The sequence below is a fragment of the Euzebyella marina genome (assembly GCF_003687485.1).
In the GTDB taxonomy this organism is placed as follows: domain Bacteria; phylum Bacteroidota; class Bacteroidia; order Flavobacteriales; family Flavobacteriaceae; genus Euzebyella; species Euzebyella marina.
In genome coordinates, this window is the sequence record NZ_CP032050.1 from 4,459,677 (window position 1) to 4,474,911 (window position 15,235).

Annotated in this window: 14 protein-coding genes; 5 read left to right on the top strand and 9 right to left on the bottom strand. The window is 39.9% G+C overall.

Annotated elements, in window-relative coordinates:
• Window positions 1-314 precede the first annotated feature (314 nt).
• The 4 genes from D1013_RS19140 to D1013_RS19155 all read left to right on the top strand — a co-directional run bounded on the left by D1013_RS19140 (window position 315) and on the right by D1013_RS19155 (window position 3,907).
• Window positions 315-1,484, top strand: coding sequence for an amidohydrolase family protein (locus tag D1013_RS19140; RefSeq protein WP_121850357.1), 1,170 nt, complete (start codon window positions 315-317; stop codon window positions 1,482-1,484).
• Between the two features lie 74 nt (window positions 1,485-1,558).
• Entirely contained in the window at window positions 1,559-2,203 is a 645-nt protein-coding gene (locus tag D1013_RS19145) for a hypothetical protein (protein ID WP_121850358.1), read from the top strand.
• A gap of 317 nt (window positions 2,204-2,520) precedes the next feature.
• A complete protein-coding gene (locus D1013_RS19150; protein ID WP_162987953.1) occupies window positions 2,521-3,123 on the top strand; it encodes a helix-turn-helix domain-containing protein in 603 nt (200 codons plus the stop codon).
• Window positions 3,124-3,337: 214 nt separating this feature from the next.
• The gene (locus tag D1013_RS19155; protein WP_121850360.1) at window positions 3,338-3,907 is read left to right on the top strand and encodes a sugar O-acetyltransferase; all 570 of its coding nucleotides are present in this window, start codon (window positions 3,338-3,340) and stop codon (window positions 3,905-3,907) included.
• A gap of 28 nt (window positions 3,908-3,935) precedes the next feature.
• Here D1013_RS19155 and D1013_RS19160 read toward each other — a convergent pair whose 3' ends face one another.
• The 6 genes from D1013_RS19160 to D1013_RS19185 form a co-directional block, all read right to left on the bottom strand.
• Complete coding sequence (locus tag D1013_RS19160; protein WP_121850361.1) at window positions 3,936-4,163, bottom strand: tautomerase family protein; 228 nt, start codon at window positions 4,161-4,163, stop codon at window positions 3,936-3,938.
• A 2-nt stretch (window positions 4,164-4,165) separates the two neighbouring features.
• Entirely contained in the window at window positions 4,166-4,561 is a 396-nt protein-coding gene (locus D1013_RS19165) for a (R)-mandelonitrile lyase (protein ID WP_121850362.1), read from the bottom strand.
• A 51-nt stretch (window positions 4,562-4,612) separates the two neighbouring features.
• Window positions 4,613-5,470 carry an aldo/keto reductase gene (locus tag D1013_RS19170; RefSeq protein WP_121850363.1) on the bottom strand — a complete coding sequence of 286 codons (858 nt, stop codon included), beginning with the start codon at window positions 5,468-5,470 and terminating at the stop codon, window positions 4,613-4,615.
• Window positions 5,471-5,496: 26 nt separating this feature from the next.
• Window positions 5,497-6,672, bottom strand: a complete 1,176-nt coding sequence (locus D1013_RS19175; RefSeq protein ID WP_121850364.1) for an NAD(P)-dependent alcohol dehydrogenase — start codon at window positions 6,670-6,672, stop codon at window positions 5,497-5,499.
• 14 nt (window positions 6,673-6,686) lie between these two features.
• Window positions 6,687-7,175, bottom strand: a complete 489-nt coding sequence (locus D1013_RS19180; protein ID WP_121850365.1) for a cupin domain-containing protein — start codon at window positions 7,173-7,175, stop codon at window positions 6,687-6,689.
• A 132-nt stretch (window positions 7,176-7,307) separates the two neighbouring features.
• On the bottom strand, window positions 7,308-8,186 hold the full coding sequence (locus D1013_RS19185; RefSeq protein WP_121850366.1) for a helix-turn-helix domain-containing protein: 879 nt from the start codon (window positions 8,184-8,186) through the stop codon (window positions 7,308-7,310).
• Between the two features lie 274 nt (window positions 8,187-8,460).
• On the opposite strand from D1013_RS19185, the gene D1013_RS19190 reads away from it, so the two are divergent.
• Window positions 8,461-10,215 (top strand): serine hydrolase, encoded by a 1,755-nt coding sequence (locus D1013_RS19190; RefSeq protein ID WP_121850807.1) that lies wholly within the window; start codon window positions 8,461-8,463, stop codon window positions 10,213-10,215.
• Between the two features lie 27 nt (window positions 10,216-10,242).
• Here D1013_RS19190 and D1013_RS19195 read toward each other — a convergent pair whose 3' ends face one another.
• From D1013_RS19195 to D1013_RS19210, 3 genes are all read right to left on the bottom strand, one after another.
• Window positions 10,243-10,878, bottom strand: coding sequence for a transglutaminase-like domain-containing protein (locus D1013_RS19195; protein WP_225621396.1), 636 nt, complete (start codon window positions 10,876-10,878; stop codon window positions 10,243-10,245).
• A gap of 334 nt (window positions 10,879-11,212) precedes the next feature.
• Entirely contained in the window at window positions 11,213-11,902 is a 690-nt protein-coding gene (locus D1013_RS19205) for a glycoside hydrolase family 78 protein (protein ID WP_121850368.1), read from the bottom strand.
• Window positions 11,899-14,601, bottom strand: a complete 2,703-nt coding sequence (locus D1013_RS19210) for a BspA family leucine-rich repeat surface protein (protein ID WP_121850369.1) — start codon at window positions 14,599-14,601, stop codon at window positions 11,899-11,901. Before D1013_RS19210 ends, D1013_RS19205 begins: the two co-directional genes overlap by 4 nt.
• Window positions 14,602-15,235: the final 634 nt, after the last annotated feature.

Below are 15,235 nucleotides of genomic sequence, written 5' to 3' on the forward strand. Positions count from 1 at the left end.
TCTAGCCTTAGATAACTATCGGCAGATGATGTATTTACGTTTGTTTCCCTCAAGATTAGTGACGCGAATTTGACATAGCAAATGTGGTCTAAAGCCATGTATGTTGATACGCTTAATGAAAAGAATAGCCTCTTTTTTCAAATTAATCAAAAGGCTATTGAACTTTTCTAAGAAGTAGTTCCCCTTTTACTCTGTAAAGAAATGCCCACTATGATGAGTAGTCTAGCTTGAAGCAAATACAAAATAAAGTTCTCGGACAGGAATACCACCTCTGCCATTCGAGAATTTATGGAAACTAAAAAACACCCGATGTGATGAAAAAACTCCTGATTTTACTGACGTTAGCACTGATTCACAATTGCTCGAAGCCAATTGTTTATGACTTGGTGATTTCAGATGTTCATCTGTTCAACGGTAACGAAGACTTGGGAGTAATGAATGTAGGAATCAACGATGACAGCATCGCCGCCATTTCAATTGAAAGTATCGAGGGTGATTCGGTTATAAAGGGCACCGGTAAATTTATGATACCGGGGTTGGTCAATGCGCATGTTCACGCCAATCAAATAGAAGATTTACAAAAGGGTTACCTGTATGGTATCTTAACCTTATTAAATATGCATACCGGCCTGGAAGAAAGAGAAACACATTGGAAAGCCGTTTCTCAAGATTCGGTTGGTTTTTCATCGCTTTATGGTGCCGGACATGCTGCAACCGTACCTGATGGCCACCCCACCCAATTCAGTCCGGATATGGAAACCATCAATGATTCAATTTCTATTACCAGTTGGGTAGATCACCGAATCGCCAGCGGGGTTGACTATATCAAGGTAATTCATCAAAATCGTGGTTTTATGGATGACCAAGGCCCCTCATTAACGTACCAACAAATCAAAGAGATTATTGATTACGCCCATAAAAAGGAACTTAAAGTAGTTGTTCATGCAACTACGGTTGAAGAAATGTCTAAAATAGCCCCTTTTCGGCCGGATGGTTTTGTTCACATGATCGATTTTAAAGATGAATTGCCCGTTTCCGACGCCTACTTTAGCCTCTTAAAAGACAATGGCGTATTCATTGTGACGACGGGAGGAATTTCCTTAAAGTCTATGGATAACCTACCACCCTTTATGCTCGATTGGGTTGACAAAAATTTTCTCGATTCAGACGAAAGGGCTGAAATCATCAAAAGATATTATGAAGAAGGCATACTAATCGTTACCGGCACCGATGCCCAGGAGGGACAAATGAATTTTGCAGAAGATTACTTTCTAGAATTGCAGCTATACGAAAAAGCAGGCCTCCCAAACATTGAAATCCTTAAAGCAGCCACCGGAAATGCAAGAAAAGCTTTCGATTTACCCATTGGTATACTAGCGGTTGGCAGCAAGGCAGATTTTGTGTTGTTAGATGAAAATCCCCTAGAAGATATTTCAAACCTAAGCAAAATCAGTCAAGTTTGGAAAAACGGAAAAACAAAGTAAAAACCTGTGACTATAATTGATGGAAACGGTTTAAATAACCCTTGATACCAGTAGTAGTTCTAAATTAAATAGCCATGAAAAAAACTAAGAAGCCCAAAAGAAGTAACCTTTACACCAAAAACTATTTTTTCGTTCTGAGTGTTATTATTCTGATACTAGGTCTCGTAGCCTTTTCAGATAATTATCTATTCGATGTTCGTCAAGAAAGCAACAGCAACCCTCTCTATGTAATTCACGGTTTGATGATGTTCTCGTGGTACACCATCGTGGTAATTCAGACGAACCATATTCGAAAATTGAACGTAAAAGCCCACAGAAGGTTGGGTATTATTGGCTTTTTCATAGCCGTATTGGTTATTATAAGTATCGGTTATTTAAACTTTATTGATGTACCCTACTCAGAACTTCCTTTTTTTGGTAAGGCCAATCGAATATTTTTTCCTGTGTTCATTTTGTTGATTGGTTTGGCATATGTCAAGAGAGACCGACCTGAACTACATAAACATGCGATTTTTGTAGCTATTCTTTTAATGATGGAGCCCTTGCTAAGTAGGGTAGGAATGAACACGGGAACAGATGCTGCAGTCGTCGCTCCGAACATATGGCTCATCTTGTGGATCTCATTGTTCGTCTATGATATTATTCGCCTCAGGGGATTACATTTTTTAACTTACTCAGGCCTTATTTTTTGGTTTGTTGTTTATGCGATAGTATCCTAAAAAACAACTGCCCTTTAGATTTGGGCGGCCCTTTTGAAAGTAAGTGAGGAAAACAGGGTTGGACAATTTTGGAATTACCCAAAATAACAGAATCTGTACTTAGAGATGCATTACAGATATCTTATCTCCTAGTAGCCCCGAAAAAGTTGGCCCATCAAGTAAAGAACCAAAAATCGTAAAACAAAAGTAAGACCTAAGGTCCTATTTTGAAGATAATCAAGCTATTGTCATACGAATGACGGGCTTTTGGCATATGGTTTTGGATTTTTAACTTTTACTTTTGCTCAAGCTGTTTTTATAAATGTATAATGAACGATATGAGCATCGCCCACCAAATAAAACGACTAAGAACTAAAAAAGGTTTTTCACAAGAACAGCTTTCAGAAGAATCAAGTATCAGCATTAGAACCATACAAAGAGTCGAAAGCGGTGAATCGGTTCCTCGTGGCCATACTTTACAAAAACTGACACAAGTCTTGGGAATTTTACCGGCAGACCTCATCGAGACAGACCAAAACGAAAATAAAGGCTACCTTACTCTTTTGAACATAAGCGCCCTCACCACACTTTTCCATCCGCTTTTGGGCATTGCTTTGCCACTCGCTATGTGGGTTTTAAAGAAAGATAGCTATAAAAGAGTTGATGCTAACGGCAAAAAGATTCTCAATTTTCAAATCACATGGGCTTTAGTAATATATACTTTTCTTTTTGTTGCTTCTCATGGCACCTTACTACCCTTACACTTCAACTTCATATCATCACTCCCAATCATGTTCAATGACTTTACCTTGTACACAATCGTATTATTGCTTATCTATTTTTATCATCTCTCCGTAACCGTGTGGAACATCAACCGAAGTACAAAGAGTCTGAAAAACCGATACATACCCGCTATCCCATTTTTCAAATTGAAAAAGTAGTCAGACTAACTTCTAAATTCCAACTAATTAAAGTTATATCAGTTCAACTTTTTGTCCTCAACTTTTCTGAAAAGCACCCTCTTCACATTAGTTTTTAATCAAATATTTGGTCTATTATAAAGGTCCTAATTACTGTAAACTGCGCGATAGGTAGTATATTTAGTAAAACGTATTCGTATATTGACCAAAGTGTCCTTAACCACACCCCAAAATTATGAGCGATACCAAAAAGAGCATTTTTAAGCGATTGCTAAGTGGTGAATCCGTATCCTTCAATGATCCTGATTATCATAACATCGGACCGGCAGTAGAAAACACCAAAAAACTCTCGGTACTTCTGAACAATGAAACTGACAGTCATAAAATACGAAACCTTTTAGCGCAAATCATTGATCAAGAAATTGATGAAAGCACCACTGTCTTCACCCCTTTCTATACCAATTATGGCAAGAACATTCAACTCGGCAAAAATGTCTTCATCAATCATGCTTGCTCTTTTCTTGACCTTGGGGGTATTACTATTGAAGATGACGTCATGATCGCTCCTCGAGTAAACCTTACTTCCGAGGGGCATCCTATCTCTGCTGGGGACAGAAAGACGCTGACTACAGGTCATATCTATATCAGGCAAAATGTTTGGATAGGGGCCAATGCCACTATTTTTCCTGGAGTTACGGTAGGAAAAAACTCGGTAGTGGCCGCAGGTGCCGTGGTTACCAAAGATGTGCCCGATAATGTAGTGGTTGCGGGCGTACCGGCTAAAGTGGTGAAGTCTATTGACTAAGGGATAATTTAGAAAAATGTAAACCCGATTACATGGTATAACCGGGTTTTTTGTATAGTTTTTCTTTGTTTTTCATGATGTGGTTTGGGTACACATCGTTTTTCCATTCGTCTTGCGAGAAATCTTCTATGGCAACCGAATAGGAATCATCACCAAAACCAATAACACTTTGCATTGCTTTTACTAATGCTTCAGTCAATTGTTGTTTCTGGGCTTCGGTTTTACCCGTAATCATTTTTAAATGTATGTGTGGCATAGCTACTTCTTGTATTGTTCATCGGTTACTTTTTCCATCCAAGTAACTACTTCTCCATTCACTTCTTCTTGAATGGCCAAATGACTCATTGCTTTATTGGGCGAAGCCCCATGCCAATGTTTTTCATGGGGTTCAAAATATATGACATCGCCAGGAGCGACTTCAACTATAGGGCCACCCTCTTTTTGTATCCAACCAAGGCCTGAAGTTATAATCAACGTTTGGCCTGCTGGGTGTGTATGCCAAGCCGTGCGTGCTCCAGCTTCAAATGTAACCAAAGCACCGGCAGCTTTGGTGGCTTTTTGTTTTGAGAATTGCGGGTCTATTCTAACCTGGCCGGTAAACCAGTCTTCTGGTCCTTTTGCTGAGGGTTGTTCCCCGTTTTTTAATATTTTCATGTAATTGTATTTTAAATTATGGGCCAAGGTTGCTTCCTTGGCCCATTCAAGTTATTTCGCAAAAACCGGAAATTTACTGGCTTCACCGTAATCTTTTATGGGCTCTATGTTCTTTAGAACTTCCATATCGGCTTCGGTGATGGTAAAATTCAAATCGGCATTGGTTTTCATATGTCCAATGTTCTGCGTTTTAGGTAGCGGTAATAACCCTAATTGCAAATCGTATTTGATACCCAATTGTGGTACGGAAACATTGTATTTTTTCGCCATTTCCACAACTTCCTCATTTTTAAAGAGCTCACCATGCCCGATAGGGGAGTAAGCTTCGGTCAAAATACCGTTTTGCGCTGCGTATGCTATCAACTCAAAAGGGGTGTTGCTTATATGCGCCAATACTTGATTGACCGCTGGCGTGACTTTACCGTTTTCTAAAAGGTTTTTTAAGTCTTCAGCTTCAAAATTTGAGACCCCTATGGCCTTTAATTTCCCCGATTCGTAGGCTTCTTCCAAAGCTTTCCAAGCCTCAAGGTTTCCTTTAAAGAATCTATCACTGCTTTTAAACTCTTGCCACGGTTTCGGACTGTGGATAATCATCATATCGATATACTCCAAATCCATTTTATCCAACGATTCGTCAATGGCCTTTACCGCCTCTGTATACGACTTGATTTCTGCCGCGAGCTTGGTGGTTACGAATATTTTTTCTCGATTTAAACCGCTATTTTTTATGCCTTTACCAACTCCTTTTTCATTTCCGTAAGCTTGAGCGGTATCAATATGTCGGTAACCTAATTTAATCGCGTTTTCTACGGCATCGGCCGCTTCATCATCGGCTATCATCCAGGTGCCGTAACCTAGTTTTGGTATGTTTACCCCATTGTTTAGGGTGTACGTTTCATTACTTTTCATAGTCTATTTTTCTTTTTCAATTTATTTTAAAAGGATGCCGCGTCAATTACATAGCGGTAACGCGCCTCTTTGTTTTCAACTTTTTTCCAAGCATCATTAATTTGTTCAGCGTTAATGATTTCTATGGAAGGCCTAATATTATTATCTGCACAGTAGTTAACCACCTCTTGGGTCTCTGGAATACCACCAATGAGTGAAGCATTGAAATTTACCCTAGCAAAGGCCAACATTAAATTGTTCAGGGTGATTTCAGATTTTTCGGGCATGCCCACAAAGGTGAAAGACCCTCTTGGTTTTACGCAAGAAACGTAAGGGGTTACGTTAAATTGATAAGGAATGGTAGAAATCATATAATCTAAAGTCTTGGCATAGGCTTGCATGTTCTTAAACTCATCATCTACCACAATTACCTCTGCAACGCCCCAAGATTTGATATCAGCTACCTTATCGACCGAAGTGGTAAAGGCGTAAACCTTAGCGCCTTTTGCCACTGCTATTTTAACGGCCAAATGGCCCAGGCCACCAATACCGGCCACACCAACTTTATCGCCTACTTGAAATTGAGCGCGCATTAAAGGCGAATAGGTGGTGATGCCAGCACAGAGCAAGGGTGCCGCTTCTTCAAAAGTGATGTTGTTGGGTATATGTACCGCGAAATGGTCTCTTACCACCAACTTATTGGAATATCCACCTTGGGTAATGCCCGTGGGTTCTTTTTCTGTTGGAAAACCATATGTGAATTTAGTTTCGCCCCGGTCACAAAAATGTTCTTCACCTGCCTGGCAACTGTCACAATCCATACAGCTATCTACCATACAACCCACACCGGCACGGTCGCCAACTTTAAATTTGGTTACGTTCTTGCCTACTGCCGAAACTATGCCAACAATTTCATGCCCTGGTACTTGCGGATATATTTGTTTGCCCCAATGCCCTTTTTCTTGATGGATGTCCGAATGGCAAATGCTGGCAAACTTCACATCTATTAAGATATCGTTGTCTTCTACGGGTCTGCGTTCAAATTCAAACGGACTTAAAATTCCACTTTCATCGGTAGCTGCGTACCCTTTTGTTTTTATGTTCTTCATGTTGTTTTCCACGTTGTTATTTGTTGTGTTCGCAAAAAGTGTTGGTCCGGCTAGCGTAAGCCCAGCACTTACCATGGCACTTTGTTGCATAAATTTTCTTCTATCGTTGTTCATATGGCGTTCGTGTTTTAGTTGTTGGCCGCTTGGTATTCTTCGTCTGTTACGGGTCTGCCCCAGTTTACAATGCCTTTTTCGGTATTGGGTAGAAGGTAAATGTGGGCCATGCCTTGATCTTTGCTTGCTCCGTGCCAATGGTTGGTATTTGGTGGACATTTAATGGTTACACCTTTCTGAATAATTTGAATGGATTGCCCTTCAATTTGATGGTAGCCCACACCTGCGGTAACCACTAAAATTTGCCCTGCCGGATGCGTATGCCAATTGCTTCTGGCACCAGGTTCAAAATACACCTCACCACCAAGGGTGGTCATAACCGAATCATTTTCGATTAATGGGTGGTTATAAGCGTTGCCTGTAAAGTTTTTTACTGAACCTTTTTGACCTTTTGAAAAGACAGGTTGCAGTTTCTGTTTACCAAGAGTATTCAAGGACTGTTCTTGAGCACTAATAGCATTAACAAGTAGTAATGTAAGTGATAATAAAAATCCCTTCTTCATAATATTTCAATTAAAAGTTATACGAAACAGACCTTTAATTGCCGTGTTTTGGCAACCATAGTCGTTTTATTGCAAAAGTAGAAGGGAGTAATAGTTATCGGTTAATAATCTTCAAACCGATAGTTAAGAATATCAAACATTTTCAATGCGATACCCTGAAGGATTGGTTCCTGTTACTTTTCTAAAGAAATTATTGAAATAAGTAGGGTATTCAAAACCCAAAGCGTAGGCGATGTCAGAGATATTCCAATCAGTGTGTTGCAGCATTGCTTTCGCCTCACTAACTACACGTTCATTGATTAAGGTCGTTGTCGTCTTTCCAGTTACTTGTTTTAAAGAGCGGTTCAAATGGTTCGGGTGCAGTGCCAGAGTATCGGCATATTCTTGGGCAGACCTTAATTTCAAAGGCAAATCAGGACTTTCTATAGGGAACTGCCTTTCCAACAGTTCCAAAAAAACATTGGCAATTCGAGAAGCGGCATTCTTATGCTTATTGAAGTTCTCGGAAGGTTGCATCTTAAGTGATTCATGTATAATTAGATTAATGTAATTTCTAATCAATTCATCTTTATACATATAATCCGATTGCTGCTCTTCTATCATTTTGCGAAAAATGCCATTTAAAAATTCTCGCTGGTCTAAGGATATATCAAGTACAGGCGTACCTCCAAATTTAAAAAAGGGAGAATTTTGGAGACTCTCAGAGCGCTCAGATTCATTTAAGAAATCTTCGGAGAAAAGACAGGTATAACCCACGTAAGTACTAGAGACAGTCTCCCACGAATAGGGAATATGCGGATTACCAAAAAACAAAATGGTGCCATTCATATCAAAACTGCGGTCAGCATAGTGAATAACGCTTTTACCCGTCGTTAGGCAAATCTTATAGAAATCTTTGCGACTATAAGTACGTGTAGAATTACTATCACTTTCAATTTGAAATGCATTAAACCCTTTCATCTTAAGGGTCTCATTATATTCTGAAACGGGTCGTTTTTTCTTGGAATCCACATTGCAAAGTTAAGAATTTCAAATATTCATTTTCATCTGATTTCTTAAAGGAGGCCTTTAATAATAGTTTCTATCTTTTTAACGGTTATTTTTATAGGCGACCATTTTTATACAAACACCGTTTTTTTTACGTGATTACTCTAAAAAAAAGAAAGTAAGCCTCTTAATGCCCTAAAACAGGGCAAATGACACTAAGGTGACACCTAAATGTCGTAAAGATTGCATAGTCGTATAGGTAGATTTGCTTCAACAAAATCGAACAAAAATGAAAAACATGAGCACTGGAAAAAATCTAATCTACCAAAGAAAACTAAAAGGTTATTCGCAACAAGAACTATCGGAAAAAACCGAGGTTACCGTACGCACCATTCAACGCATAGAAAAAGGTGATGTTCAGCCTCACCTTCAAACGCTCAAATTATTGGCCGCAGCTTTAGATATTGATGTAAACGAATTACTGCCCATTGAAAACCCCAAAGAAGAGGCTATACAAAAGAAATGGCTTTTACTACTGCATGCAACGCCCCTATTGGGTTTTATGCTTCCTTTATTTAATGTTTTGATTCCGTTATTTCTGTGGATACACAAAAGAGAAGACAACCCTTTGTACAACCAACATGGGGTAAAAGTCATCAATTTTCAAATCACGATATTGATATTCTATTTTCTGTCTTTTATTGCGTTGCTCACTATTGAAGGGTATGGCTTTTTTATGTTCATCGCCATCATACCAATTTGTGTGTTTATCGTACTTCTGAATATCTTTTATGCCGTAAAAAAGCATAAGTGCTATTACCCCCTTTCCATTCCTTTTTTGAGCTATAAGAAAAATGCCTTTAAATCGGCTGCAACCTTGTTCACTCTAGCATTTTTGACAAGTTGCCTTGTTCACAGTCAGAGCAACATTGTACGGTTAGATGGCTCACAGATCAGCAAAGATTCTCTGACACGACACATAGAAAAAATTATGGCCGAAGGCAATGTACAGGGTATGGCCCTCAGCATATTCAATAAAAATGAAGCGGTTTACCATGAAACCTTCGGATATAAGGATTACGAGGAAAAATTACCCCTTTCGGACTCTACCAATATTTACGGTGCATCTTTCAGCAAGGCGGTCTTTAGTGTTTTAGTAATGCATTTAGTAGAAGAAGGCATTATCGACCTAGATACCCCCTTGGAATCTTACCTCCCTCAAAAAATATATGAGTATGAACCCCAGACGCGTTGGCATGACGATTTCTCCGATTTAAAGCAAGATAGCCTTTACCATAAAATTACCGCTAGAATGTGTCTGGCACATACTTCAGGCCTACCCAATTGGCGATGGGACGAAAAAGACCATAAACTTAAGCTAATCAAAACGCCGGGTAGCACACACTACTATTCAGGTGAGGGTTTTGTGTACCTACAAGTCATTTTGGAAAAAATAATGGGGCAGGGCTTGGAAGAAATGGCTCAAGAACGAATTTTTAAACCTCTACAAATGAACAGGTCTTCCTATGAATGGAAACAAGCCTTTAACGATGACATTGCTTATGGGCATGGCCCAAAAGGCGAAAAACATACCAAAGACACAGACAACGAACCTAGAGGCGGTAGCACCCTTGAAACGACGGCAGAAGATTACACCAAATTCATGGAGGCCGTTTTGAACAAACGTCTGATCAGCAAAAAATCATATGATGAAATTTTTAAAAATCAGATTTCAATCGACCCAAAAGAGCTTTCGGTATCTTCTGAAGAACGAGCGATACTTTCAAAAGGCAATTTAGGTTATGGTTTGGGATGGGGGTATTTAGAGACGCCCTACGGAAAAGGAGTATTCAAAGCTGGCAACGGAAGTGGGTTTCAGCACTACTCCATATTATTTCCTGAAACCGGAATGGGCATTATGATCATGACCAATAGTAGAAACGGAAGATCTATTATCAAAAAATTACTGGAAATCTGCCTGAAGGATTCCTTTTCTACTCTAGAAGTAGCCGTGAACATCCGTTCTCGAAAGCCGCCGCATAACGAATGTTAAGATGCACTGAAATTTATTCACGAACCATCACAGCTTAAATTCTGTGGTGGTATCGTTTGTACCAAATATATGTGGATAGTGCTCTTTTATATTCCTTTTCATGAATTCGACAGGCACATCTTCAAAATGACCGTAATCGTCAACATATTCCATAAAAAGACTTCCCTCGTTGTTGTACTGTTGTAGAAACGAGTTGTTTTCTCCATCAAAATCTAAAGGATCAACCCCGAATCGCGCACATAGGGTTTTGTTAAAAGCGGGTGACATTTTAAGCCATTTTCCGTTTAGAAACACATTCACCATTCCGTGTGGTGTCAATTCATTCGACCCAAATTTTTCTGTCAGACGTTCTACGGCCAAATGGTTTTTTACTTTGCCCAAATGTAATCTTGCAGGTATGTTAAGTGCTCTCAAACACGCTATCAGCAGAACCGATTTTTCAACGCAGTTGCCCGAATCTTTGGCTGCAATGGTGCTGGCCTTATAGCTATTCTTTGCCAAACTGATACTGTAAGGGTCATACCGCCATTCATCGCGCACCCTTAAATAGATACCGATGGCTTTCTCTTTCACCGATTTTTCGGTAAAAGAAGCTACTATATGTTGTATGGCTTTATGCCCATAATCAAAAAAATACGTGGCTTTGAGATAATCAATTTTCATTTAGAACGAATTACAATTACCGTAAATAGCGGATTCGCAGCGACTAAACAAAGATAATTAGTTTGGATTTATTAGGAAGGTTATCAGAAAACAGGCTTCGGATAACCGAAACCATTCAAATTGATAAAAGTCTAGAAAAGAGATCATAAAAAAAGCGGAAGCTTTAGCCTCCGCTTTTACAAATTCTCTAAAAACCCAACCATCAATAACCTTCGGTCTGTAACATTCCGGAAGCTTCAATTTCACTTGCGGGAATGGGGTAAATAGTTTTGGGTGCAAAAGTCGGAGCGTATAATTCTGGACTATCGAGTCAATATACTTTCAGTAATATAGTTCACTCAATACGAAAGTTCCAAATCGGACCTAGCGTTGTTCCTCCTTGGTCATCCTTCACTACGATTTTCCAATAATACTCGGTTGCGGCCATGGTCGAAACGCCAAAGCTGGTTTTATCGTGATTTTCAGCGATTTTTTTGATAGGCGGATTTTCCGTTCCAAAATACACATCAAAAACAAGGGCATCATTATCCATATCACTCGCTTTCCATTGCAAAAGAATGTCTTCTGAACTTTCCAATACCTCTTGTGACGGGCTGACCAGTTCCGGTGCAAAAGGTAGGTGATTTGAAATTGCCTCACCTTGGGTATAGAATTTAAATGTCGGGGAGTAGGTACTTGAAGCGTTTCTATTGTCAATGGACTTAACACGCCAATAATAGGCCGTACCTTTCTTAAGTGTAAAGGTCTGGGTGGTTGTACTGGGTCTTGCCGTATGGGCAATGGATGTAAATTGATTGTCCTCTGCGACGTCCACTTGATAGGTAACGGCGTCCGTATTACCATCGGTAGAAGGATTCCATTTAAACTCAAGAACATTCTCGATACACAGTAAATTGTCGCTAGGATAAACCAGCTGTGGCGCTGAAGGAATCAGATTTTCATCTGCTAATGTATCTTCACCGTCTACACACGAAACGAGCAGACCACCAAATAGTATCAGAAATATAATTTTCTTTAATATCATTGTTTCACTATTTTCAATACAACGGGTTTCTTTAAAGCAACCTTTACAAAGTACATCCCTTGAGGGAGATTACTAATGTCAACCTTGATGACATTGCCCTCTACTAAATACATTTCGGTCCTGATCAATTTTGATTCCATGGACGCTATTTCTACCTTGACTTCACCTTTTTGCATGGGTACCCGAATTTCAAAATACCCAGGGGTAGGGTTTGGATAGGTATGGATAGGTGTCTCTATCCCTATTTCTTCTGAATAGACGCCCTCACAGTCCTTATCCGTAGTCACCTCTACCACATCGCCTTGGGAAACATCTAACAAGATATCAGTAGAATTGGTCTGTAGCGTAATTTGCCCATTTACCAATACGCTATAGGGCGCAGTACCACTATCGATTTTAAGGGAATATTTTCCATCGGTAGAATGCGACTTTCCTGAAATAGTCAAGGCTTCTGGAAGTTCGACCACATAACACTGTTCAAAACGTAAAGGTGGGACTTTGATACAGAAATCATAACTGCCTGGCACCAAATTTTCGATGGTCAAGTCTTGGTCAAAGCGGTGCTCGGCGCCGTTGATGAAGGCGGTATACTCGTTTGTTTCAATTGCGTTGATTACCAACTGGGCGTTATTCGCACCAGGACAGGTCTCTCCCAGTATCTGGATCTTGAAATTTTCATTTGATAGGGAATGGCAACCGAACTCGTTGACAACCTCTTGTTCCGGAGTATTCAAGCACCTATCCAAATCGTCCAGAACACCATCAGCGTCATTATCTTCATTACACAAATTAGATCCGCCAGCATCTGAAATAATCCAGTTGAAGTTGTCAATCAGGTACTGTCTTGCCATTTCGCTATTGCAATAAAAAGTGCTTATGGCCCCTAATTTAACACTGCTCAATATTGCTGGTAAATTGCTCCAAGCGTTCAGTATTTTATCATAATTTCGAATGGAAAGGCCGGAATTATCGAACATGCGATCCATGTTTTCTACCTTACCTATATTCCAACCCTCGAGATTTTGGTCGAACGCGGAAGCATCTTCAAACATACCATCGAGGTATCTCAACTTACTCACATCCCATTGATCTATAGGTTGGTTGAATTGCGATGCCCCTTTGAACATGTCGGAAGCCGTAAAGGAGGTTTTACTCAAATCCCATTGCGCCATTGATTCGTTTCCTATTAGCGAGGGGCAATCTAAAAACATGGCACTTAAAAATACATCCTTAGAAAGATCAGGTATATCGGTCGCCTTGACGTCTAAATTAGAACATCCCGCAAATGCAAACGACATTGATATCCATCGGTTGGTACCCCATTGATCTACAGATATTATTTTATCAGCATCGGCCTCTTTGGAAGGATACTGATGACTTTCTTTACCACTATTAAAATAGATTGAAGGAAATCTACCGCTAATCGAGACTTGATAAATACCTGGTTCATTATAGGTATGTGTTATATCTTCGGTAATTCCACTGTCGGAAGTGCCGTCGCCCCAGTCGACATTGTAATTATAAACTTTCCTTGGATTGGTAGGAATAGTGATTTGATCGTACCGGGAAAATCCAGGGTTATCGGTTTTCCAAGTGGTTATAAAAGGTCGGTCAGGCTCGCAATTCTGGCCCTGATCGTTGATGGACCAACCATATGTTGCGATGAGCAGTGCCCGGGCATCATCGGCCGAACAATAGTACACGTCTTTAGCTCCCAAGGATACGCCGGACCGAAGTGATGGCAGTTGGCTCCACCCGGTCAAAATCTTATCGTAGTTTTCGGTGGACAAGTCGTTGTCATCGAATATATTGGACAAGTCGCCTACTTGGCTCACGTTCCAATCGCCGACATCTTGATTAAAACTACACTGACTGAGCATGTGCCGCATGCTGGTTACGTTGCTTACATCCCAGCCGCTGATATCCTGATCAAAAAAGGTACTATTGAACATGAAGGCCATGTTAGTGACGCTACTCACATCCCAACCTGTCACATCCTGTCTGAAAGAACTGCTACCGAACAGACCTTCCATATTGGTAACGTTACCAACGTCCCAGCCGCTGATATCCTGATTAAAGGGACTACTAAAAAACAGGTACGACATATCCCTTACGTTAGCGACGTTCCAACCGGAGATATCCTGTGTAAAGGAAGTTTTATCGAACATGCCCGACAGGTTCGTGATGTGGCTAATGTCCCATTCCTCTATTTTGGGAATATGAAGCTGCCAAGTACCAGCCCAGAAAAACATACGGCGTAAACTTGTAACTTGCGATAGATCCGGTATATCCTGGGCCTCTACCGTCAAATTTTGGCAACCTGCAAATGCAGAGTCCATCGATTTCCATACATTGTTGCCCCATTGGGCAATGTTGATTATTTTGTCTTCGTCCCCTTTCACCTCATTGAAAGTGGTATCGTTGAAATAAATTCCCGGAAACATACCGGATATGGAAACAGTATAGATGCCAGGCGACACATATGTATGAACAATATCGCCAGTTATCCCGGTGTCGAAAGTACCATCACCCCAGTCAACGGTATAGTCATAGGTTTCCCAAGGATACGTCGGAATCGTAATCTGGTTATCTTCTGATATCCCGGTATTGTCTGTCTTCCACGTTGAGATGAATTCAGATTGGGCCGAAAGGGCAAAAAAACTTAGGCCCAAGACAAGGTTAAAAATGTTTTTGATCATGTGGTTTGGGATAGGTACAATACAAACTTAATTGCTTGAAAGAGGATTCTTGGAATAGAATCGTTGGGATGTAATATAATTCTTTCAACTGCTCATTCGATATATAGAATCCGTTTTTAACCTATGGATAGAGATAACAAAAATTATAAGAGAGTGACGTATCTACTCTTTTTCACATATCGAGTTGGGATTTGACCATTTTTTCATGGAAATTATCTTGAGCTACGATTTGCTCCCGAAGTTTCTTCATAATTGAAGGGTTCTTGGGGAATGGTGAAAAATTGGTTGGGGACAAAGAGCCCTCTCCATGTGTAGTTTTCCGGGATGTTTTTGAGAAGAAATAGACCGAATTCCTTAGGGAACTTAAATATAAAAATAGGGCAGTAAATTCAATTTATCACCAAATCTTTCTATCATTATAGATTTACAAAATAATTTATCATAGCGAACAAATCTTTACATATCGGTGAACTGAAAAACGCTTTCCAGGGCAATCAAAAAATTACCATCCAGAATATCATTGAATTCTATGAGCAGTTTGAAAACTGTAAAAAGGCCTACAGAAGACTGGAGGATATATAGACTTGTTCAGAACGGAATACTTTACCGAATTTCAAGCTAATAAAGAAAATGA

What these genes read in the sequence shown, in the direction of transcription:
- D1013_RS19190 (WP_121850807.1), top strand. Translation starts at nt 8,461, where the DNA reads ATGAGCACTGGAAAAAATCTAATCTACCAAAGAAAACTAAAAGGTTAT.
- D1013_RS19145 (WP_121850358.1), top strand. Translation starts at nt 1,559, where the DNA reads ATGAAAAAAACTAAGAAGCCCAAAAGAAGTAACCTTTACACCAAAAAC.
- D1013_RS19160 (WP_121850361.1), bottom strand. Translation starts at nt 4,163, where the DNA reads ATGCCACACATACATTTAAAAATGATTACGGGTAAAACCGAAGCCCAG.
- D1013_RS19205 (WP_121850368.1), bottom strand. Translation starts at nt 11,902, where the DNA reads ATGATATTAAAGAAAATTATATTTCTGATACTATTTGGTGGTCTGCTC.
- D1013_RS19150 (WP_162987953.1), top strand. Translation starts at nt 2,521, where the DNA reads ATGAGCATCGCCCACCAAATAAAACGACTAAGAACTAAAAAAGGTTTT.
- D1013_RS19155 (WP_121850360.1), top strand. Translation starts at nt 3,338, where the DNA reads ATGAGCGATACCAAAAAGAGCATTTTTAAGCGATTGCTAAGTGGTGAA.
- D1013_RS19140 (WP_121850357.1), top strand. Translation starts at nt 315, where the DNA reads ATGAAAAAACTCCTGATTTTACTGACGTTAGCACTGATTCACAATTGC.
- D1013_RS19165 (WP_121850362.1), bottom strand. Translation starts at nt 4,561, where the DNA reads ATGAAAATATTAAAAAACGGGGAACAACCCTCAGCAAAAGGACCAGAA.
- D1013_RS19170 (WP_121850363.1), bottom strand. Translation starts at nt 5,470, where the DNA reads ATGAAAAGTAATGAAACGTACACCCTAAACAATGGGGTAAACATACCA.
- D1013_RS19175 (WP_121850364.1), bottom strand. Translation starts at nt 6,672, where the DNA reads ATGAACAACGATAGAAGAAAATTTATGCAACAAAGTGCCATGGTAAGT.
- D1013_RS19180 (WP_121850365.1), bottom strand. Translation starts at nt 7,175, where the DNA reads ATGAAGAAGGGATTTTTATTATCACTTACATTACTACTTGTTAATGCT.
- D1013_RS19195 (WP_225621396.1), bottom strand. Translation starts at nt 10,878, where the DNA reads ATGAAAATTGATTATCTCAAAGCCACGTATTTTTTTGATTATGGGCAT.
- D1013_RS19210 (WP_121850369.1), bottom strand. Translation starts at nt 14,601, where the DNA reads ATGATCAAAAACATTTTTAACCTTGTCTTGGGCCTAAGTTTTTTTGCC.